Source organism: Burkholderia sp. AU33423 (assembly GCF_002223135.1).
Lineage (GTDB): Bacteria > Pseudomonadota > Gammaproteobacteria > Burkholderiales > Burkholderiaceae > Burkholderia > Burkholderia lata_D.
On record NZ_NKFH01000007.1, the window covers coordinates 561134 to 582045 of the forward strand.

Genomic DNA, 20912 nt, shown 5'->3' on the forward strand with positions numbered 1-20912 from the left:
CCCTCTACGAACGCATCCATGAGCATCACGGCTTCCTCCAACGTCCAGTCGATCTGGTACACACGCTGTCCGGTGCCGACGCCGCTCGGCATCGCCGCGCATCTCGGCTGGCTCGACAGCGAATTCGCCGGCGACGGCATCACCGTGCGCGCGCTTCAGGAGAGCCAGCACGCGGCGCTGCATCACGCGCACGTCGATCATTCGCTCGACAACGCATTCCGGCAGGGCGGCAGCATTCCCGCGCTGTGGGCGCGCGCGGCCGGCGCCGATACGCGCGTGGTCGCCCTGACCTGGGTCGACGAGGCGCAGGCGATCGTCGCGCTGCCGGAACGCGGCCTGAAGCGGCCGAAGGACCTGCGCGGGCGCCGCATCGGCCTGCCGCGCCGCGACGGCGAGCGCATCGACATCTTTCGTGCGGCGGCGCTGCGCGGCTTCGTCAGTGCGCTGTCGCTCGACGGGCTCGGCCCCGCCGACGTCGAATGGATCGACGTGCCCGCATCGAACCTGCGCGCACCGGTATCGACACCGGTGACGCGCGACGCGGCCTTCAGCCATCCCGCGAGCCTGTCGAGCCGCCGGCTCTATGCGGCCGAAGCGGCCGCGCTCGTGCGCGGCGAGGTCGACGCGATCTACGTGAAGGGGTCGCTCGGGCTCGAAACCGCGCACCTGATCGGCGCGCAGGCAGTCGTCGACATCGGTTTTCATCCCGATCCGCAGATCCGCATCAACAACGGGTCGCCACGACCGCTGACCGTCAATGCGTCGACCCTCGAACGGCATCCCGACATCGTCAGCCGCTTCCTCGCGCGCGTGACCGATGTCGAAGGCTGGGCGCGCGAGCACGAGCAGGAAGTGCTCGGCTATCTCGGCCGCGAGACGGGATCGGGCCATGACTGGCTGCGGCTCGCGTACGGCGCGGACGTGCACCGGCGGCTGCGCACGGATCTCGACGAAGCGTCGATCGCCGCGCTCGACGATTTCAAGCGCTTCCTCGTCGAATGGCGATTCCTGCCGGCCGACTTCGACGTGCGCGCGTGGATCGACCGGCGCGCGCTCGACGGCATCGCGACGCTGTCTCGCGACGCCGCGCGGTGAACGCGCCGGCACGCGTCGCCGACGCATGGCGGCGCGAGCGCTTCACCGGCGGCTTCATGCTGCTGGCGCTCGCGAGCGGCACGACGATCAGCATGGCCCAGCTCGCGACGACGCTGTACGCGCTCGCGCTCGGCGTCGACAGCGCGCGGCTCGGCATCATCGCGGCGATGGAACCGCTCGGCATCGCGTTGATGACGCTGCCGGCCGGGTTGCTCGTCGCGCGCTACGGCGCGCGGCGCGTGTACTTCGTCGCGAGCATGGGGCCGATGCTGCTCAATCTCGTCGTGCCGTTTACCGGCGCATGGCCGCTGATCGCGCTCACGCAAGTGTTGATCGGGCTGTGCATCCCGTTCCGGATCGTGTCGATCAACGGCGTGTTCCTCGCGCGTCTCGCGCAGATCGGCCTCGCGCGCGCCGGCTGGTACCGCGCGGCGATGTCGATCGGGTCCGGCATGGTCGGGCCGTGGCTCGCGAGCGGGCTGATCGGCGCGCATGGCGCGGTCGCGACGTTCTGCGCGGCATCGGCGAGCTTCGCGGGCATGGCGCTGTTCAGCCGGACGCTGCTCGGCGATGCGGAGCCCGCGGCGCGCGGTGCGCTGCCTGAACCCGATGGCCTGCGCGCGTTGCTGGCGCTCGCGTGGAGTCACGACGTGCGCGAGCAGCTCGTGCTGGAAGCCGTGAACAGTGCGACACGTTCGCTCGCCGGCGCGTATACGGTGGTGCTGGCGATCCAGTCGCTCGGGCTGTCGCAAACGAAAGCCGTCGCGCTGCTGACGCTGCAGGGCGTCGTCGCGGTGATCGCGCTGTTCGGGCTCGGGCACGTCGCGCAACGGATGACCGCGCGCCGCTGCCACGCGCTCAGTCTTGCCGGCGGCATGGCCGGGTTGCTCGCGCTGGGTCTCGCCCATGACGCATGGACCGTCGGCGCGGGGCTCGTCGTGCTGTGCGCCGGGTCGTCGCTGCTGCATCTCGTCAACATGCAAAGTCTCGGCCGTCATCCGGCCGACAAGAGCCAGGTGTCGAGCCTCTACAACCTCGCGTCGATGACGGGGGCGTTCTGCGGCCCGTTGGCCGGCAGCGCGCTCGTGCCGGTCGTCGGGTTGCCGGGCGTGTTTCTGTGCTGGCTTCCCGTCGTCGTGCTGGTTGCGTTCGCGTTGCGCGTGTCGACGGGGCGGCGCGAGGTGTCGCAGTCCGTGACTGCAAAGCTCTCCTGACGACCATCGGATCGGGTATTGCGGGATCCACACGGTGTTGCGTGACAAGCAGTTTGCTTCCCGTCACAGATGCGCATGCAGCAACACCCGCACCGCACGTGCGTTGGAAGCTCCGTGCGACGGGCTTCTCGATGCTGGCATCCGAATTGCAATAGGTCACCCGTGCGTCGTGCACGCACGAGCGTTCAACCGATCAAACAGGATGACTCATCGATGTTCAGGAAAAAACTAATCGTCACCGCGCTGGGGGGACTGCTGACGGGCGGAGCCGTATCGGTGCCCGCGTGGGCGGAAGATGGCGCGGCGACGGCGGCACCGGACGCGAATCCGGTACAACAGGGCGCGGACGATACCACCGTGGTCGCGCCGAAGGCAGCCCGCGCGAACCGCGGCACGGCCGCACGCGAGGCGAACCTCGGCACGGTGACGGTGACCGCGCGCCGCCGCAAGGAGAGCATCCAGGACGTGCCGGTCGCGGTGAGTGCGCTGAGCGGCGACACGATCAGGAACAACGAATTGCGCGTGGTGAACGACGTCACGAAATATGTGCCGAACTTCACCGGCCAGTCGACCGAAGGCCGCGAGCGGCCGCGCTGGTTCCTGCGCGGTGTCGGCAGCAACGATCCGTCGGACCTGTCGCTGAGCCCGATCGGCGTGTACTTCGACGACGTCTACATCAACAGCGTGTTCGGGCAGGGCTTCCCGCTGTTCGACCTCGATCGCATCGAAGTGCTGCGCGGCCCGCAGGGCACGCTGTGGGGCAAGAATACCGTCGGCGGCGCGCTCAGCATCACGTCGCAGAAGCCGACCTTCGACGTGAGCGGCTACGGCAAGATCGGGCTCGGCCAGTACAACAGCCGGCTCGCGGAAGCCGCGATCGGCGGCCCGATCGGCAAGAACGACGTGCTGGCCGCGCGCGTGTCGGTGTATCACGAGAACGCCGACAGCTTCTACACGAACACCGTGCAGCAAGGGCGCTTCGGCGGCTTCCACGACAATGCGGTGCGTTTCCAGGTGCTGGCCGTGCCGACCTCGGATACCGATTTCCTGTTCAACATTCACGGCCGCAACTACACGGGCGGCGGCAATGCATGGCACGCGCAGGGCGCGGGGCCGGGCGGCGCGAACCAGTTCGGCTTCGTCGGGTCGAGCGATCCGTACACGGTGTCGCTCAACGCGCCGTCGAGCGATCACATCTCGACCTGGGGCACGTCGCTCACCGCGCACTGGCGCATCAACCCGGCGGTGACACTGACGTCGATCACCGCGTTCGAAGGGCTGCACCGCTGGTACCAGGACGACGAGGACTATTCCGCGTTCGACGCCGCACGCTCGCACGATCGCTTGTCGAGCCGCCAGTTCTCGCAGGAATTCCGGCTCGAGTCGCCGCAGAGCGACCGGCTCAGCTGGCTCGTCGGCACGCACCTGTTCACCGAGCAACTGGCCGAGCAGGGCGCCGGCGGCGGCCTGCCGGGCTCGCCGTCGCCCGCGTTCTACCACCTGACCGACCTCACGCAGCACACGCAGAGCGCGGCGATCTTCGGCAGCGTGAAGTACCGGTTCACCGACCGCTTCAACGTGACGGGCGGGCTGCGTTACACGATCGAGCGGAAGAACATCAACCTGACCGGGCTGCAGGGCACCGGCAACGTGACGTTCAGCAATCCGGGCAGCTGGTGGGATCCGTCGTCGGTGTCGTCGCCGCTGGCGGTCAGCGCGCGGCAGAACCAGACGAACACGTGGCGCGCGCCGACCTGGGACCTCACGCCCGAATATGCGCTCAGCAGCAACGTGCGCGCGTATTTCCGCTATGCGCGCGGTTTCCGGTCGGGCGGCTACAACGGCAACGCGTATACGCAGAGCACGGTGTCGACCGTGTCGCCCGAGTACCTGACCGACTACGAAGTCGGCATCAAGAGCGAGTGGTTCGACAAGCGGCTGATCGTCAACGCGAGCGTGTTCCACTACGACTATCGCGACATCCAGGTGTTCGCGCTCGCGCCGAACCCGTTCGGCGGCCCGCCGGTGTCGACGCTGTCGAATGCGGGGCAGGGGCGCGCGGACGGCTTCGAGCTGGAGCTGAAGGCGCAGCCGGTCAACAGCCTCTACTTGTTCGCGAACCTCGGGCTGCTGAACACGCGCTATACGGAGTTCCGCAACGTGCCGACCGCCGTCGGCAATTCGTTCGCGCGTTCGCCGCATACCACGCTCAACGCGGGCTTCGACTATCGCGTGCCGGTGTCGTTCGGCGCGCTGACGGCCGGCGGCGACGTGAATTACCGCAGCCGCGAATACTTCAGCGCGACGCGGCAGACGATGCCGCAGCTCTGGCAGGGCGGCTACACGGTGCTGAACGCGCACGTGTCCTACACGACGCCGAACCAGAAGTACATCGTGACGGGCTACGTGACGAACCTGACCAACAAGGTCTACAAGAAGCTCGAGCTGCTGCCGTCGTATGGCGCGTATCCGGTGCTGTACGGCGATCCGCGCACGGTCGGGATCACGCTGACAGCGAAGATCTGACGGGCAGCACGCGCATGAGGCGCGGGCGGCGCGGCGGCGAGCCGTGTTTGCCGCGTTTGCCGCGCGTCAGATCAGCAGCGACAGCGTCCTGAACAGCGCGAGATCCGCCTTGCGTGCCGAGCGCGCATGGCGGCGGATCACGTGCAGCAGGCAGTCGATGAAGCAGCGCGCGGCGTCGCTGAGCGTGCTGCTGCGCCGCGTGACGACCCCGAGGTCGTGCGGCTCGAAGGTCTCCTGCAGCGGCAACGCGCGCATCCGTTCGCCGAACGACGGCACGGCCGCGAGGATCGTCGGGCACCACGTGCACATGTCGGCCTGCTCGAGCATCGTCTGCAGCATTGCCACCGACTGCGCACGCACGATGCGGCGCTCGTCGATTTTGGCGCCGTGGCGCGTGAACAGGTAATCGACGAGCGCGCCCTGTCCGTCGGCCGCGAAATTCAGCACCCAGTCGTGGTCGAGCAGGTCGTGAATCGACCGCGCGTGCTCGAGCGGATGGCCGGCGCGCACCATCACCGCTGTCTCGTAGCGCAGCATCGGCTCGAACGCGAATTCCTGCGTGCCGCCCGGTTGCACGTGCCCGAGCGCGAAGTCCATGCTGCCGTCGCGCAACAGCGGCTGCGCGACGGCCATCAGCGCTTCGTAGAGTTCGAGGCGCACGTCGGGCATCTGCTCGCGAAAACGCAGCACCGCTTCCGCGAGGAAGGTCATCGTGAGCCACGGCGTGACGCCGATGCTCAACCGGCCCTCGACGCGGCCGCGCATGCGCTCGAGATCGCTCTGCGCGTGTTCGAGCTGCTTCAGCACGAGCTTCGCGTGCGTGAGCAGCGTCTTGCCGTATTCGGTGAAGCCGATCCCCTCCGGCGCGCGGACCAGCAGCGGCAGGCGTTCGCTGGCCTCCAGCTCGCGCAGCGCCCGCGTGACGGCCGCCTGCGACAGCCCGAGCGTGCGCGCCGCGCCGCGGATGCTCCCGGCCTCGGCGCTCGCGACGAGCGCCTGCAGCTGATGCAGCTTGATCGTGCTCATGGTGCGCTACCCGACAACGAAAGGTTGTCATCATAACGAAACCGCGGCTGTTCGCCGGGATTTTCGCTGCCTACGATGCGACCACGATCGGTCATTCGGGCGATCGGCAACCGGAAACCATCGAGGAGAATCGGGGTTGGACCACAAACACATCCATCCGGAAATGGCGGCCATCGAGGCGGAGATGATCGCGCTGCGCCGCCGGCTGCACGCGCATCCGGAGCTTGGTTTCGAGGAACATGCGACGAGCGACCTCGTGGCCGGCTTGCTGACAACGTGGGGTTATCGGGTGACGCGCGGGCTCGGCGGCACGGGCGTGGTCGGCACCTTGACGCGTGGCCCCGGAAAGCGGCTCGGGCTGCGCGCGGACATGGACGCGCTGCCGATCCGCGAGACGACCGGGCTGCCGCACGCGAGCCGGTGCGACGGCGTGATGCATGCGTGCGGCCACGACGGCCATACGGCGATGCTGCTCGCGGCGGCGCATTGCCTGGCCGGGCGCGAACGCTTCACGGGCACGCTGAACCTGATCTTCCAGCCGGCCGAGGAAGGGCTCGGCGGCGCGAAGCGGATGATCGACGACGGGCTGTTCGAGCAGTTTCCGTGCGATGCGGTGTTCGCGATGCACAACGTGCCGGGCCTGCCGGCCGGCGTGCTCGGTTTCTGCGACGGCCCCGCGATGGCGTCGGCCGACGAGGTGCGGGTGCGCGTGACCGGGCGCGGCGGGCATGGCGCGGCGCCGCATACGACGATCGATCCGGTGGTCGTGTGCGCGTCGATCGTGATGGCGCTGCAGACCGTCGTGTCGCGCAACGTGAACCCGCAGGATCTGGCGATCGTGACGGCAGGCTCGATCCATGCGGGCACCGCATCGAACGTGATTCCGCCGCATGCGGATCTGGCGCTCAGCGTGCGTGCGCTGTCGCCGGACGTGCGGGCGCTGCTTGAACGGCGCATTCGCGAGATCGTGCACGGGCAGGGCGCGAGCTATGGCGCGACCGCCGAGATCGACTACCGGCACGAGTACCCGGTGCTGGTCAATCACGCCGCGGAAACCGCGTTTGCGCGCGACGTCGCCCGCGAATGGGGCGGCGATGGCGCGCTGATCCCGCATCTGCGGCCGATCGCGGCCAGCGAGGACTTCGCGTTCATGCTGAACGCCTGCCCGGGCAGCTACCTGTCGATCGGCAACGGCGACGGCGCCGCCGGATGCGGGCTGCACCACCCCGGCTACGACTTCAACGACGCGTGCCTCGCCACGGGCGCGAGCTACTGGATTGCACTGGCGGAGCGCTACCTCGCGTGACGTGCCGGCACGATTTTGACTGACGATTCACACAAGGAAGGAGACTGGCAATGAAGCAGTGGAAACGGATGGCGGCGCTCGCGGTGGCGCTGGCGGCAGGGGCGGCGCATGCGGGCGACTGGGCGGGCAAGGAGATCCGCCTCGCGGTCGATCCGACTTACCCGCCGCTCGAATACAAGCTGCCCGACGGCACGCTGACGGGTTTCGGGATCGACATCACCAACGCATTGTGCGCGGAGCTGCGTGCGCGCTGCGTGTGGGTCGAGTCGAGTTTCGACGGGATGATCCCGGGGCTGCTCGCGCGCAAGTTCGACGTGATCGCGTCGTCGATGACGATCACGCCGAAGCGGCAGCAGCAGATCGCCTTCACGAACCGGATCTCGAATGCGCCGGCACGCCTCATCGCGCGCAAGGGCTCGCCGCTGCTGCCGACGGCCGACGCGCTGAAGGGCAAGCGCGTGGGCGTCGAGCAGGGTTCCGCGCAGGCCGACTACGCGGTCGCGAACTGGCAGCCGGCCGGCGTGCAGGTCGTGTCGTACCAGAACCAGGATCAGGTCTACGCCGATCTCATGACGGGCCGGCTCGACGCGGCGTTCCAGGCATCGATCGCGGCGAGCGACGGCTTCCTGAAGAAGCCGCAGGGCAAGGGTTTCGCGTTCGTCGGCGCGGCGATCGACGACGTGAAGTACTTCGGGCAGGGCGACGGGCTCGGGCTGCGCAAGCAGGACAACGACCTGCGCGACGCCTTCAACCGCGCGCTCGCGACGATCCTCGCGAACGGCACGTACCAGCGGATCAACAAGAAGTACTTCGACTTCGACATTTACGGCGCGAAGTAAGCGGCGACGCCCGGAAACGGGCGGTCACGAAAATATAAATAAGGAAAACGAATGAACTGGAGATTGGCTTTCGTGGCGGTTCCGGCGCTGTGTGCAGCGCCCGTGTTCGCATTCGCGCAAGGCAGCATCACGTTGTACGGGCTCGTCGATGCGGGCATCGACTACACGAACAACGTCGGCGGCCACAGTGCGTGGCAGATGGCAAGCGGCTTCGCGCAAGGCAGCCGCTGGGGGCTGAAGGGCACCGAGGACCTGGGCGGCGGCTACAGCGCGCTGTTCCAGCTCGAGAACGGCTTCAACGTGAACAACGGCACGCTCGCGCAGGGCGGCCGCATGTTCGGGCGGCAGGCGTACGTCGGGCTCGGCAGCGCGCGGTTCGGCACGCTGACGCTCGGCCGCCAATACGATGCGGTGGTCGACTATCTCGCGCCGACGACCGCGAACGGCAGCTGGGGCGTCTATCCGTTCTCGCATCCGCTCGACAACGACAACACCGGCAACACGTTTCGCGTGAACAACACGGTGAAGTATGCGAGCCCGGATTTCGCCGGTTTCTCGTTCGGCGGCACGTACAGTTTCAGCAACGACACGGGCTTCGCGAACAACCGGCAGTGGAGCGTCGGCGCGCAGTACGAGCAGGGCGGCCTGCTGGTCGGCGCGGCCTTCCTGAATGCGGACAACCCGGGCGCGACGTCGGGCGGCGCGATCGCGGGCTCGGGGTCGGTCGGCGCCGATGCGAACTTTGCATCGGCGCGGCTGCGGATCTTCGGTGCGGGCATCAACTACACGGCGGGGCCTGCGACGGTCGGGTTCGCGTACACGAACAGCAACGTCACGCGGCCGACCGCGAACGTCGGCTACCTGTTCGGCGACGAAACGATCGAGCCGGTGACCGGCCCGCTCGCGGGTGGCACGGTGTCGTCGATCAAGTACCAGAACTTCGAGGTGAACGGCAAATACCAGTTCACGCCGGCGTTGTTCGTCGGTGCGCAGTACGTGTACACGACGGTGCGCTACGACGCGACGACGGGCAGCGCAAAGCCGAAGATCCATTCGCTCGGGCTGATGGCCGACTACAACCTGTCGAAGCGCACGGACGTGTACCTGATGGGCGCGTACCAGCGGATCGCGGGCGATGCGACGGGCTCATCGCTCGACCAGGCCTATATTCCCGGCGCGGCGGATCTGTCGTCGACCTCGAAGCAGCTGATGGTTCACGCGGGGATCCGCCACAAGTTCTGACGGCGCGATGACAGACGAGGCGGCGGGCCGGACTGCCTGCCGCCTCGAAGCGCTTACTGCGCGACGCGGATCACGACCTTCCCGAAGTGTTGCCCCGACTGCAGGTGTGCATACGCCTGCGGTGCTTCGTCGAAGCCGAACACGCGATCGACCACCGGCCTGATCTGCTTCGCGTCGACGAGGCGTACGACATCGTCGAGCATCGCGCGGCTGCCGACCATGATCCCGTGCAGCTGCCGGATCCCGCCGATCAGCGACAGCAGCCCGAGTTCGGGGCCGGCGAAACTGCTGAGGCCGCCGATCACCGACACGATGCCGCCCAGCTTCGTCGCGGCGACCGAGCGCGGCAGCGTATCCTTGCCGCCGACTTCGACGACCAGGTCCGCCCCCGCACCACCGGTAAGCCGCAGCACTTCGTGCTGCCATTCGGGCGTCGCGCGATAGTTGATGGTTGCGTCCGCACCGAGTGCGCGGGCGCGCTCGAGCTTCGCATCGCTTGACGACGTGACGATCGTGCGCAGCCCCGCCGCGTGCGCGAGCTGCAGCGCGACGATCGACACGCCGCCGGTGCCGAGCAGCACGACGGTCGCGCCGGGCCGCAGGCCGCCGTCGGCGAACAGCGCGTTCCACGCGGTAATCCCGGCGCACGACAGCGTCGCCGCCTCGTCATAGTTCAGATGCGCGGGAATCGCGACCAGCGCGGCTTCGTCGGAGACGAAATGCTCGGCCAGCACGCCGTCGAATTGCGCGCCGGGCGACCCCGAGACTTTCTGCGGCGTGGGCGGCCCGTCGATCCAGTGCGGAAAGTACGTGTTGACCACGCGATCGCCCGGCTTGAAGCGCGTGACGTCGCGGCCGGCTTCGATGACTTCGCCGGCGCCGTCGGCCACCGGGATCAGCGCGTCCGTGCCGATGCCGAGATAGTCGCCGCGCGCGAACATCAGGTCGCGGTAGTTCAGCCCGGCGGCGTGGATCTTCACGACGACGTCGGTCGGCCCGACCGCGCGGCGTGTCGCGTCGATGCGCCGAAGCCCGGCCACGCCGTCGCCCGGTTTCACTTGCCATGCGTGCATGTCGACTCCTTTTTCGAGATAGAGCGGACTATCATAGTGTTGCGCACGGGGACGCATTGGCGAGAATTTGGCCGATGACTGTCGCCAGTGTGGATACAACCCTATGGCCCAACCGGAGCGGAATGGCATGGACGAGCGGCTGAGAGGCGTGGCCGAATTTGTCGACGTGGTGGAGTCGGGCAGCTTCGCGGCGGCCGCGCTGCGGCTCGGCGTCACGCGCTCGGCCGTCGCGAAGGTCGTCGCGCGGCTCGAACGCCGCCTCGGCGCGCGGCTCCTGCAGCGCACGACCCGACAGCTCGGCCTGACCGATGAGGGGCTCGTCTATTACGAGCAGTGCCGGCGGCTGCTGGCCGAACTCGGCGAGACGGAGGCCGCGCTCGACGCGGGGCAGCGCGAGCCGGCAGGGCGGCTGCGCGTCAGCGTGCCCGTGCTGTTCGGGCGGCAGTGCGTGGCGCCCGTCATGCGGCGCCTCGTCGAGCGCCATCCGCGGCTCGAGATCGACGTGTCGTTCAGCGATCGCGTGGCCGACCTGGTCAACGACGGCTTCGACATCGCGGTGCGTATCGGCGAGCTGGCCGATACGAGTGCGCTGGTCGGCCGCAAGCTCGGCGTGCAGCGCATGGGCATCTGCGCGTCGCCCGCGTATCTCGATCGTCATGGCCGGCCGGCGGGGCTCGATGCACTCGCGTCGCACGTCGGCATCGCGTATTCGCGCGGCGGGCAACCGACGCCGTGGCGGGTCGTCGGCGCGGACGGCGCGGTGCACGACCATCGCCCGGCCGGCCGCCTGCGGCTCGACGACCTGCAGGCGATCGCCGATGCGGCCGCCGCCGGCGCGGGCCTCGCGTGGCTGCCCTGCTGGCTGATGGCGCCTTACCTGCGCGACGGCCGCCTCGCGCTCGTGATGGACAGCAACAGCGTGTCGGGCGCCGAAGTGTTCGCGGTGCGGTCGGCATCGCGCCAGGTGCCGTCGAAGGTGCGTGTCGTCATCGATGCGCTCGTCGACGAGATACCGCGCATGCTGGCGTCGGATGATTGACGCGGGCGCGTTGTTGCCGATCGCCGACTGGCTCGGCGTGCCCTGGTTGATCGTGACGGTGTTCCAGCCGCCACTCTGCTGCGAGATCGACGTGCTGTCGATGGACGATTCCCGCGCGCCGGCTCGGCACGCCCGACGATGTGGCCGCGGCGATTGCGTTCTTCCTGTCGGACGAAGCCGGCTTCGTCACCGGGCAGGTGCTGGCCGTGGACGGCGGCGGCAGTCTCGGCGGGCGCAGCTGACGCCGACGTCGACGCATCGGGCGCCGTGGGCGGCGCCCGGCAGCGGCCGGTTTCGGCGCGCATCGCGGGCGCGCACATGTGTGCGCGCTGATGGCGGGTATTCTGCTTGCGCGCATATTCCGCCACCCCGTTAGCATGTGACGAATCGGACTTTGGGTGCCGCGCATGCGACGCTAAGATCGCCGATCCCGTAGATCGAGCGTTCAGAACAATGAAAAAGTCCGCGTCGCCGTTACATGCTTTTCGTTTCCGTGTCGTCTGCGCCGCGATTGCCGGCGCGCTGTCGCTCGCATCGTGCGGCGGCGTCGACAGCGATACCCCGTCGCCACCGGCGAACACCACGCCGCCGCAGGCCGCGAAACGCCCGAACATCCTGTACATCATGGCCGACGATCTCGGCTATTCCGACGTCCATGCATTCGGCGGCGAGATCAATACGCCGAACCTCGACGCGCTCGTCGCGTCGGGCCGCATCCTGTCGAACCATCACACGGGCACCGTCTGCGCGATCACGCGCGCGATGCTGGTGTCCGGCACCGACCACCATCTCGTCGGCGAAGGCACGATGGGCGTACCGACCGACGAACGGCGCGGGCTGCCCGGCTACGAGGGCTACCTGAACGACCGTGCGTTGTCGTTCGCACAACTATTGAAGGATGCCGGCTACCACACGTACATCGCGGGCAAGTGGCACATCGGCTCGGGGATCGTCGGCAGCGCGACGGGCAGCGGGCAGACGCCCGACCAGTGGGGCTTCGAGCGCAGCTACGTGCTGCTCGGCGGCGCGGCGACGAATCACTTCGCGCACGAGCCGGCCGGCTCGTCGAACTACACGGAAGACGGCCGCTACGTGCAGCCTGGCCAGCCCGGGCAGCCGGGCGGCACGGGCGGCAGCCCGGCCGTGTTCTATTCGACCGATTTCTATACGCAGAAGCTGATCTCATACATCGATTCGAACCAGCGCGACGGCAAGCCGTTCTTCGCATACGCGGCCTATACGTCGCCGCACTGGCCGCTGCAGGTGCCCGAGCCGTGGCTGCACAAGTACGCGGGCGTGTATGACGCCGGCTACGACGCGATCCGCAACGCGCGAATCGCGCGGCAGAAGGCGCTCGGCCTGATCCCCGCCGATTTCAAGCCGTTCGACGGCCTGCCTGAAACGACGGCTGCATCACCCGCGACCGCGAACAACGGCACGGCCGCCGCGAAATACATCAGCGCGGTGCATTCGGCCGCGGACGGCTACAGCGACTACGGCCCCGGCAAGGTCGACAAGCTGTGGTCGAGCCTGTCGCCGGCCGAGCGCAAGGCACAGGCGCGCTACATGGAGATCTATGCGGGGATGGTCGAGAACCTCGACTACAACATCGGCCTGCTGATCCAGCACCTGAAGGACATCGGCGAATACGACAACACGTTCATCATGTTCCAGTCGGACAACGGCGCGGAAGGCTGGCCGATCGACGGTGGCGCCGACCCGACGGCGACCGACACCGCGAACGGGCAGGACCCGATCTACTCGACGCTCGGCACCGACAACGGCAAGCAGAACGCGCAGCGCCTGCAGTACGGGCTGCGCTGGGCCGAAGTGAGCGCGTCGCCGTTCCGGCTCACGAAGGGCTATTCGGCCGAAGGCGGCGTCTCGACGCCGACGATCGTGCGCCTGCCGGGCCAGACCCAGCAGTTGCCGACGCTGCGCGCGTTCACGCACGTGACCGACAACACGGCGACGTTCCTCGCGGTCGCGGGCGTCACGCCGCCGTCGCAGCCGGCGCCGCCGCTCGTCAACACGCTGACGGGCGTCGACCAGAACAAGGGCAAGGTGATCTACAACAACCGCTACGTGTATCCGGTCACCGGCCAGTCGCTGCTGCCGGTGCTGACGGGCACGGCGACGGGCGAGGTGCATACCGCGCCGTTCGGCGACGAAGCGTACGGCCGCGCGTACCTGCGCAGCGCCGACGGCCGCTGGAAGGCGTTGTGGACCGAGCCGCCGCTCGGGCCGCTCGACGGTCACTGGCAGCTGTACGACCTCGCGGCGGATCGCGGCGAGACGACCGACGTGTCCGCGCAGAACCCGTCGGTGATCAGCACGCTCGTCGACCAGTGGAAGACCTACATGAGCAACGTCGGCGGTGTCGAACCGCTGCGTCCGCGCGGCTACTACTGAGCCCGGGAGCGACACGATGCGGTTCCGGTTCTGGACCATCGGCGCGGCGCTGGCCGGCACGCTGTTCGCCGCCGCGTTCGCGGCCGGCTATGCGAGTCCCGTCGCACCGGCGGGCGGCGCATTCGACGACGCGAACCGCGGCCGCGCGCTCGCACCGCTCGGCTCGGAGCGACAGTGCGCGCGCTATTCGGGGCTGCCGGCCGGATGGCGCGACGACCCGAAGGCCGGGATGGTGCACCTGCGCGGCGGCGCGTTCGTGTTCGGCAGCACGCGCGGCTATGCGGACGAGCGCCCGGCGGGCGACGGCCGCACGCGAGTCGGCGGGTTCTGGATCGACCAGACCGACGTGACGATCGCGCAGTTCGCCGCGTTCGTGCAGGCGACCGGCTACGTGACCGAGGCCGAGCAGCAGGATGGGGCGGCCGTGTTCCATGTGCCGACGCGCGACGAGATGAACGCGCGCGACCTGGCATGGTGGTCGTGGGTGAAGGGCGCGTCGTGGCGTCATCCGCGCGGGCCGGGCAGCGGTGTCGACGGGCTCGGCAACCTGCCCGTCACGCTCGTCACGCAGCGCGATGCGCTCGCGTATGCGCACTGGCTCGGCCGCGACCTGCCGACCGAGGCCGAATGGGAATACGCGGGCAAGGCCGGCCGCGACGACGCATCGCTCGACGCGGCGCCGCGCGATCCGCAGGGCAAGCCGGCCGCGAACTACTGGCAGGGCGTGTTCCCGGTGCTCGACACGGCCGAGGATGGCCATGCGGGGCTCGCGCCCGTCGGCTGCTACGCGGCGAACGGGTTCCGGCTCTACGACATGATCGGCAATGCATGGGAATGGACCAAGGACACGTACACGGGCCCGCATCAGTCGCATACGAACGGCGACACGGCGGCCGTCGCGCCGCCGACGCGCCGGCACGATACGCCGATGGTCATCAAGGGCGGCTCGTTCCTGTGCTCGCGGGACTACTGCGTGCGCTATCGCGCGTCGTCGCGCGAACAGCAGGAAGCCGATCTCGGCGCGTCGCATATCGGGTTTCGCACGATTCTGAGGGATGCGTCATGAAGCGCGTCATGGTTTGCGTGGGCGCGTGGCTGATGGCGGCGTGCGCGGTCGTTCATTCGGGTTTGGCCGTTGCCGCCGAATCGGCCGCGCCGGCGGTACGCGTCGGCGTGACGCGCGGTGTGCATGCGCAGATCCTGGACGAAGTGAAGCGGGTCGCCGCGTCGCGAGGATTCGGCATTGACGTCGTCGAATTCGACGATGCATCGCGCATCGATGCGGCGCTGGCCGACGGCCGGATCGACGCCGCCAGCTTCGAGGATGCACAACAGCTTGCCGCGACGCGCGCGCAGAAACGCTACGCGCTGACCGAAGTCGCGCCGACCGTCACGCTGCCGATGGCGCTCTATTCGCGCACGCTGAAGAACCTGAACGAACTGCAGCCCGGCGCGACGGTCGCGATTCCCGCCGATCCGCGCGGGATGGCACGCGCGCTCGTGCTGCTGCAGAACGACACGCTGGTGACGCTGCGCGAGCGGGCGGGGCTGCGTGCGACGCTGCGCGACGTGACCGGCAACCGGCTCGGGCTGAAGCTCGTCGCGCTGCGTCGCGATCGCCTTTATGCTGCGCTCGACACGGCCGCGTTCGTTGCGATCGACAGCGACGATGCCGCGCGCGTCGGGCTGCAGCCCGCGCGCGACAGCATCAGCATCGAGGATGCGCGCTCGCCGTATGCGAACGTGCTGACGGTGCGCGATGCCGATCGCGCGAAGCCGTGGGTCGCGCAGCTCGTCGCCGCGTATCACTCGGACGACGTCGCGCGCTTCATCCTCACGCGCTACCAGGATTCGGTGCGGCGGCCGTGGTAGACACCTGGCTGCTCGCGTGCAACGCATGCGGACGCTGCTGCAACAGCGCACCGACGCTGTCGTTGCGCGAACTGTTCCGGCATCGGCATCGCTTCGTCGGTGCGCTGACGATCCGCCGCGTGCCGAAGCGTCGAGCGGGCGAGCGCTGGTGGGCGGGCGGCCGCGAACACGCGCTCGATGCGGATGACGTCGCGACTTCCGATGCGCTGGCGGCGCGGTTGTTTCATCGCGCCGGCGGCCCGGGGAGCGAATGGATCGCGCTGACGCTGCAGGGTTACGACTATCCGTCGCTCGGCCGTTGCGCGGCGCTGGCCGACGACGGACGCTGCAGCGTGCATGCGGACAAGCCGTCGATCTGCCGCGCGGTGCCGCTCGATCCGATGCTGCCCGACCGCTTGCAGTCCCGCGTGCTGGCCGCGCGGCGCGACGATGCGGGATGGCTCGGCGCGAACTGCATCGTCGAAACGGCGAGCACGCAATCGTCCGTTGAATCACCATTTCCGATTCCGCTGGTGACGGCCGGACAGGTCGCGGACCGTGCGGCGCTCGACGCGTATCGCGAAGCGCTCGTGTTCGAGCGCGCGGTGTGGCGGGATGCCGTGTTCGCATCGTTGACCGACGGCGGGCAGGATGTGCGTCATGCACTGTCGCGGCTTGCGCCCGGCGGCTACCTGACCGTGTCGATCGTGCCGGTCCTGCTGGCCGTCGCACCGGTGTCCGCATATTGCCGCACACGCTGCATCGCGTTCATCGACGCGCAACTCGCGTTGATCGGTATGAACATTGAAACAGCACTCGCGCGCCGGCATGCCGACGACCGGCCCGCGACGCGCGAGTTGCGCGGCTTCGCGCAGGCGCTTGAACGGGCACGGCACGCACTGGCTGCGATGCCGGCGCCCGCGGCCGGCCCCCGTGAGGACGCACCGCGCATCGACGCGTGGCTCGCCGACCTGCCCGACCGCGATACGCTCGCCACGTAACGACGGCGGCCTGCCGCACGTGCCTTACAATCGGCGCTCTTTCAATTGCTTTCGATGGAGCAGGCATGTACGCGTCGACCTTCATTTTCCGCGCCGGGCAATACGACGACGAATTCCACCGGCTCGACCGGCAGATCGCCGACATGGCGCGCGCAACGCCCGGCTATCTCGGCGAGGAGACGTGGGAGAACGCCGAATCGGGGCTGATCCAGAACGTCTATTACTGGGAGTCGGAGGCGGCATTGCACCAGCTGATGCAGCACCCGGCACATCTCGAGGCAAAGACGAAGCAGGCGCGCTGGCTGGACGGCTATCGCGTCGTGATTTCGAAAGTGTTGCGCGAGTATGGCGACGGCAAGCTCACGCAGCCGCATGCGGGCCAATCCGCCTGATTGGCTGTCTGATTCATTTCTTTCGCATCACGGATGAATAATCCGGCGGGCAACAATTCGGCCACGGGCCTGCCGTGGGCACCGGCGACGGCCGGCCTGCGCAACCTGACGGGCCGCGTCGACCGCGACGGCACGGTGACGATCTGGGCGATTACGTCGACGGTCAGCGGCAACGGCGACGTCGGCGCGGATCCGAACCGGCTGGTTGCAGTGCGTGACGTGTTGAAGAACACGAGCGCGGCGACGGCTGCGCATGAGCAGTTCGCCGTGCTGCGGACTGCGAAGTTCGCGGAAGTGCTGCGGGGGATCGAGTTCGCGCCGGGGACGGATACGGGGCGGTCGCACTGAAGCAGGAGAGCCCCAGGCTGATTGATGCCGCGCCCTTCGACTTTATGGTGATGTGGATTCAGTCGGCGCGTTGCGCTTTGCCGTCTTTCGGCTCCGCCTGCGCCGTGCGCTGCCCGATCGGGAACATCGCATTCTTGACCGACGTCGGCGCGTCGATGGCCTTGCGGTGATCGATGCCCGGCCTCGCCATCCGCCGGCCCGCACCGCATCAAAGCGCTTCGACCAGCAACCGCTTGCTCTTCTCGCAATACTCATGACAAGCCGCCCGCGCCGCAATCGATGCGCCATGCACGAACCGCGGCGCATCGGCCCGCCGCGACATCGACACGACGATCGACGGCGGCGACGGCTGCAGCGGCAGCTCGACGACTTCACCGCTTTCGATCAACGCATCGACGAACAGCACCGGAATCGCCGCCACGCCGAAACCGTCGCGCACGAGCTGCACGATCACCGAGATCGACGGCGACCCGGTGATGCGCGTGTCCGATAACGGCACGCCGTGCGCATGCGCGAGCGTGCGGACGATATCTTCGAGCGCGCGATGAGGCGCCGTACCGCGCCCGTAGGTGAGAATCGGCTGGCGCAGCACCTGCCGCGCGAGACCCGTGCGCGTGTTCGGCAGCAGCCCCGCGCGCGCGATCCAGCGCACCGGATAGTTCGCGAGCGCATCGCATACGACCGACGCCTCGTCGCTGCCTTCCACGCGGATGATCAGGTCGAGTTCGCCGGCCATCAGACGGCGCTGCAGCACGACGCTGACGTCGACGGTCAGGTCGATCTCGAGCTGCGGATAGTCGGCCGCCAGCCGCCGCAGGTAGTGCGGCAGCCAGCTGTGCACGACGGTCTCGATCACGCCGAGCCGCAGCTTGCCGCGCAGCGCGCTCTCGCCGGACGCGGCGGCCTGCAGCTCCTGCGTCGCCTCGACCACGGCCTTCGCATAGCCGAGCAGGTATTCGCCGTTCGGCGTGAGCCGGAATTCGCGGCTGTCGCGGTCGACGAGTACCGTCTGCAGTTCGTCCTCGAGCGCCTTCAGGCGCTGCGAGATCGCGGCCGGCGTCGCGTGCAGCGCGGCGGCCGTCGTGCGGAAGTTGCGCAGCTTCGCGAGCGTGACGAAGGTTTCGAGAAAACGCGTGTTCATGGCGGGCGGACGGAGGGTGAGCGCGCACTTTGCCGGTGAGGAAAAGTGAACGGAGCCGGGGAAAACCCCGAGACCCGTTAAGAAATTCTATACACGAAGCGCAAAAAAACTCGTTGGCGACAAAATTTTTTCTTTTCTACTCTTCGCTGTATCCGATGACACGCCACCGTCATCCCGACGACATACCGATCTGCGATAGAACCTCATGACGCCTTCCGAATTCCGCCAGTCCGTGCGCCACGGCGCGTTCCGCGGCCCGACCGCCGGCCACTGCGGCCCGTACGCGCAAGCGAACCTCGCGATCCTGCCCGATGCGTATGCGCACGATTTCCTGCGCTTCTGTCAGGCGAATCCGAAAGCCTGCCCGCTGCTGGGCGTCGGCGAACCGGGCGCGTTCCGGGTCGACGTGCTCGGCGAGGATCTCGACATCCGCACCGACGTGCCGAGCTACAACGTCTACCGCGACGGCCGCCTGACCGAACGCGTCGAGTCGCTCGAAGCACTGTGGCGCGACGATTTCGTCGTATTCGCGATCGGCTGCTCGTTCTCGTTCGAGGACATGCTGGCGCGCGAAGGGATCGGCCTGCGTCATGTGGAGGAGGGGCGCAACGTGCCGATGTACCGCACGTCGATTCCGAATCGCCGCGCGGGGATCTTCGGCGGCCAGCTCGTCGTGTCGATGCGGCCGCTGCGCGGCGCCGACGCGATTCGCGCGGTGCAGATCACGAGCCGTTTTCCGGGCGTGCACGGCGCCCCGATCCATCTCGGCGATCCGCGCGAACTGGGCATCGCCGACCTGAACGCACCCGAATTCGGCGACGCGGTGACGATCCGCGACGGCGAGCTGCCGGTGTTCTGGGCATGCGGCGTGACGCCGCAAACCGCGCTGATGGACGCGAAGCTGCCGATCGCGATCGCGCACACGCCCGGCCACATGCTGATGACCGACATCACGAACGCGTCGCTGGCCGTGTTCTGAGCCCGGACGACGACAACCCGACCCGCACGGCACGCCGCACGCGCGACAATCATTTGACGGCGCATAACGACAGGAGCACCACCATGGAAAGCAAGACCCTCGCGGCGCACGCCGCGGAGCCCGCGAGCCCCGAGCGCAACGGCCTGTTCTCGTGGTACGGGGACGCGCAGCCGCGCGAGCGACGCGCGTTCTGGAGCTGCAAGGTCGGCTACATGCTCGACGGGATGGACACGCAGATGCTGTCGTTCGTGATCCCGACGCTCGTCGCGACCTGGGGCATCTCGCTCGCGGACGCGGGCTTCATCGGCACGATCACGCTGCTCGCGTCGGCGGCCGGCGGCTGGATCGCCGGCATCCTGTCCGACCGGATCGGCCGCGTGCGCACGCTGCAGCTCACCGTGCTGTGGTTCGCCGTGTTCACCGCGTTGTGCGGGCTCGCGCAGAACTACCACCAGCTGCTCGCGGCGCGCGCGCTGATGGGCTTCGGCTTCGGCGGCGAATGGACGGCCGGCGCGGTGCTGATCGGCGAAGTGATCCGCGCCCGCGATCGCGGCAGGGCGGTCGGCCTCGTGCAGTCGGGCTGGGCGATCGGCTGGGGGCTGTGCGCGCTGCTGTATGCGCTGCTGTTCTCGGTGCTGCCGGCCGAGCAGGCGTGGCGCGCGCTGTTCCTCGTCGGGCTGGCGCCCGCGCTGCTGGTCGTCGCGATCCGCCGCTACGTGAAGGAGCCGGACGTCTACGAGAAGGAGAAGGCCGCGCAGGCGAAAGTGGCCGATGCGCCGAGCCTGACCGAGATCTTCGCACCGAAGCTGATCACGACGACGCTGCGCGCGGCGCTGCTGACGACCGGCGCGCAGGGCGGCTACTACGCGATCACGACGTGGCTGCCGACCTTCCTGAAGACCGAGCGGCACCTCACGGTGATGGGTACCGGCGGCTATCTCGCGATGATCATCTTCGGCTCGTGGGTCGGCTACCTGACGAGCGCGTACCTGACCGACCGTCTGGGCCGCAAGCCGAACTTCATCCTGTTCGCGGTCGGCTCGATGGTGATCGCGTTCGCATACACGTCGCTGAACCTGACCAACGCGTCGATGCTGTGGCTCGGCTTCCCGCTCGGCTTCTTCGCATCGGGCATCTTCTCGGGGATGGGCGCATTCCTCACCGAACTGTTCCCGACCCGCGTGCGCGGCTCCGGCCAGGGCTTCTGCTACAACGTGGGCCGCGCGATCGGTGCGCTGTTCCCGTTCCTGATCGGCGCGCTGTCCAAGCAATACGGGCTCGGCACGAGCATCGGCATCTTCGCGGTCGCCGCATACGGCGTGGTGATCGTCGCCGCGCTGACGCTGCCCGAGACACGCGGCCGCGAACTCGACGCCGCATAAGCGGCAAGGGCGGCTCGCCCTTCGTTTTTCTTCCCCTTTGACCGAC

The 20912-nt window shown here is 68.4% G+C and carries 18 protein-coding genes and 1 pseudogene; 16 read left to right on the top strand and 3 right to left on the bottom strand.

What is annotated here, in order from left to right; genetic code table 11:
• Positions 1 to 18: 18 nt before the first annotated feature.
• From CFB50_RS21060 to CFB50_RS21070, 3 genes are all read left to right on the top strand, one after another.
• A complete protein-coding gene (locus CFB50_RS21060; protein ID WP_089447107.1) occupies positions 19 to 1095 on the top strand; it encodes an ABC transporter substrate-binding protein in 1077 nt (358 codons plus the stop codon).
• Complete coding sequence (locus CFB50_RS21065) at positions 1092 to 2309, top strand: MFS transporter (RefSeq protein ID WP_089447108.1); 1218 nt, start codon at positions 1092 to 1094, stop codon at positions 2307 to 2309. The genes CFB50_RS21060 and CFB50_RS21065 overlap by 4 nt, the downstream gene beginning before the upstream one ends.
• 213 nt (positions 2310 to 2522) lie before the next feature.
• Positions 2523 to 4835, top strand: coding sequence for a TonB-dependent receptor (locus tag CFB50_RS21070; protein WP_089447109.1), 2313 nt, complete (start codon positions 2523 to 2525; stop codon positions 4833 to 4835).
• 66 nt (positions 4836 to 4901) lie between these two features.
• Here CFB50_RS21070 and CFB50_RS21075 read toward each other — a convergent pair whose 3' ends face one another.
• Positions 4902 to 5861: a LysR substrate-binding domain-containing protein gene (locus CFB50_RS21075; RefSeq protein WP_089447110.1), complete on the bottom strand. Its 960-nt coding sequence runs from the start codon at positions 5859 to 5861 to the stop codon at positions 4902 to 4904.
• A gap of 184 nt (positions 5862 to 6045) precedes the next feature.
• Between CFB50_RS21075 and CFB50_RS21080 the strand changes: the two genes are divergently transcribed.
• The 3 genes from CFB50_RS21080 to CFB50_RS21090 are packed head-to-tail and all read left to right on the top strand — an operon-like array spanning position 6046 to position 9248.
• Positions 6046 to 7167, top strand: coding sequence for a M20 aminoacylase family protein (locus CFB50_RS21080; protein ID WP_089448383.1), 1122 nt, complete (start codon positions 6046 to 6048; stop codon positions 7165 to 7167).
• Positions 7168 to 7217: 50 nt separating this feature from the next.
• Positions 7218 to 8006, top strand: coding sequence for an ABC transporter substrate-binding protein (locus CFB50_RS21085; protein WP_089447111.1), 789 nt, complete (start codon positions 7218 to 7220; stop codon positions 8004 to 8006).
• A 51-nt stretch (positions 8007 to 8057) separates the two neighbouring features.
• On the top strand, positions 8058 to 9248 hold the full coding sequence (locus tag CFB50_RS21090; protein ID WP_089447112.1) for a porin: 1191 nt from the start codon (positions 8058 to 8060) through the stop codon (positions 9246 to 9248).
• Positions 9249 to 9301: 53 nt separating this feature from the next.
• Here the strand turns inward: CFB50_RS21090 and CFB50_RS21095 are convergent, their stop codons facing one another.
• On the bottom strand, positions 9302 to 10321 hold the full coding sequence (locus CFB50_RS21095) for a zinc-dependent alcohol dehydrogenase family protein (RefSeq protein WP_089447113.1): 1020 nt from the start codon (positions 10319 to 10321) through the stop codon (positions 9302 to 9304).
• A 127-nt stretch (positions 10322 to 10448) separates the two neighbouring features.
• Between CFB50_RS21095 and CFB50_RS21100 the strand changes: the two genes are divergently transcribed.
• From CFB50_RS21100 to CFB50_RS21135, 8 genes and pseudogenes are all read left to right on the top strand, one after another.
• The gene (locus CFB50_RS21100; protein WP_089447114.1) at positions 10449 to 11360 is read left to right on the top strand and encodes a LysR family transcriptional regulator; all 912 of its coding nucleotides are present in this window, start codon (positions 10449 to 10451) and stop codon (positions 11358 to 11360) included.
• A 104-nt stretch (positions 11361 to 11464) separates the two neighbouring features.
• Positions 11465 to 11602: pseudogene (locus CFB50_RS21105) on the top strand (SDR family oxidoreductase); the annotation flags it as partial.
• Positions 11603 to 11813: 211 nt separating this feature from the next.
• Positions 11814 to 13772, top strand: coding sequence for an arylsulfatase (locus CFB50_RS21110; protein ID WP_089447115.1), 1959 nt, complete (start codon positions 11814 to 11816; stop codon positions 13770 to 13772).
• A gap of 16 nt (positions 13773 to 13788) precedes the next feature.
• On the top strand, positions 13789 to 14838 hold the full coding sequence (locus CFB50_RS21115; RefSeq protein ID WP_089447116.1) for a formylglycine-generating enzyme family protein: 1050 nt from the start codon (positions 13789 to 13791) through the stop codon (positions 14836 to 14838).
• Entirely contained in the window at positions 14835 to 15644 is an 810-nt protein-coding gene (locus CFB50_RS21120) for a MetQ/NlpA family lipoprotein (protein WP_089447117.1), read from the top strand. The genes CFB50_RS21115 and CFB50_RS21120 overlap by 4 nt, the downstream gene beginning before the upstream one ends.
• Entirely contained in the window at positions 15638 to 16624 is a 987-nt protein-coding gene (locus tag CFB50_RS21125) for a YkgJ family cysteine cluster protein (RefSeq protein WP_089447118.1), read from the top strand. Before CFB50_RS21120 ends, CFB50_RS21125 begins: the two co-directional genes overlap by 7 nt.
• A 65-nt stretch (positions 16625 to 16689) precedes the next feature.
• Complete coding sequence (locus tag CFB50_RS21130; protein ID WP_089447119.1) at positions 16690 to 17016, top strand: antibiotic biosynthesis monooxygenase family protein; 327 nt, start codon at positions 16690 to 16692, stop codon at positions 17014 to 17016.
• Between the two features lie 33 nt (positions 17017 to 17049).
• Positions 17050 to 17364, top strand: coding sequence for a hypothetical protein (locus CFB50_RS21135; RefSeq protein ID WP_256979187.1), 315 nt, complete (start codon positions 17050 to 17052; stop codon positions 17362 to 17364).
• A 208-nt stretch (positions 17365 to 17572) separates the two neighbouring features.
• Here CFB50_RS21135 and CFB50_RS21140 read toward each other — a convergent pair whose 3' ends face one another.
• Positions 17573 to 18505, bottom strand: a complete 933-nt coding sequence (locus tag CFB50_RS21140) for a LysR family transcriptional regulator (protein ID WP_069250813.1) — start codon at positions 18503 to 18505, stop codon at positions 17573 to 17575.
• A 205-nt stretch (positions 18506 to 18710) separates the two neighbouring features.
• Between CFB50_RS21140 and CFB50_RS21150 the strand changes: the two genes are divergently transcribed.
• Positions 18711 to 19484 carry a putative hydro-lyase gene (locus CFB50_RS21150; RefSeq protein WP_069250814.1) on the top strand — a complete coding sequence of 258 codons (774 nt, stop codon included), beginning with the start codon at positions 18711 to 18713 and terminating at the stop codon, positions 19482 to 19484.
• 83 nt (positions 19485 to 19567) lie between these two features.
• Positions 19568 to 20866 (top strand): MFS transporter, encoded by a 1299-nt coding sequence (locus tag CFB50_RS21155; RefSeq protein ID WP_089447121.1) that lies wholly within the window; start codon positions 19568 to 19570, stop codon positions 20864 to 20866.
• The last annotated feature ends 46 nt before the right edge of the window (positions 20867 to 20912 follow it).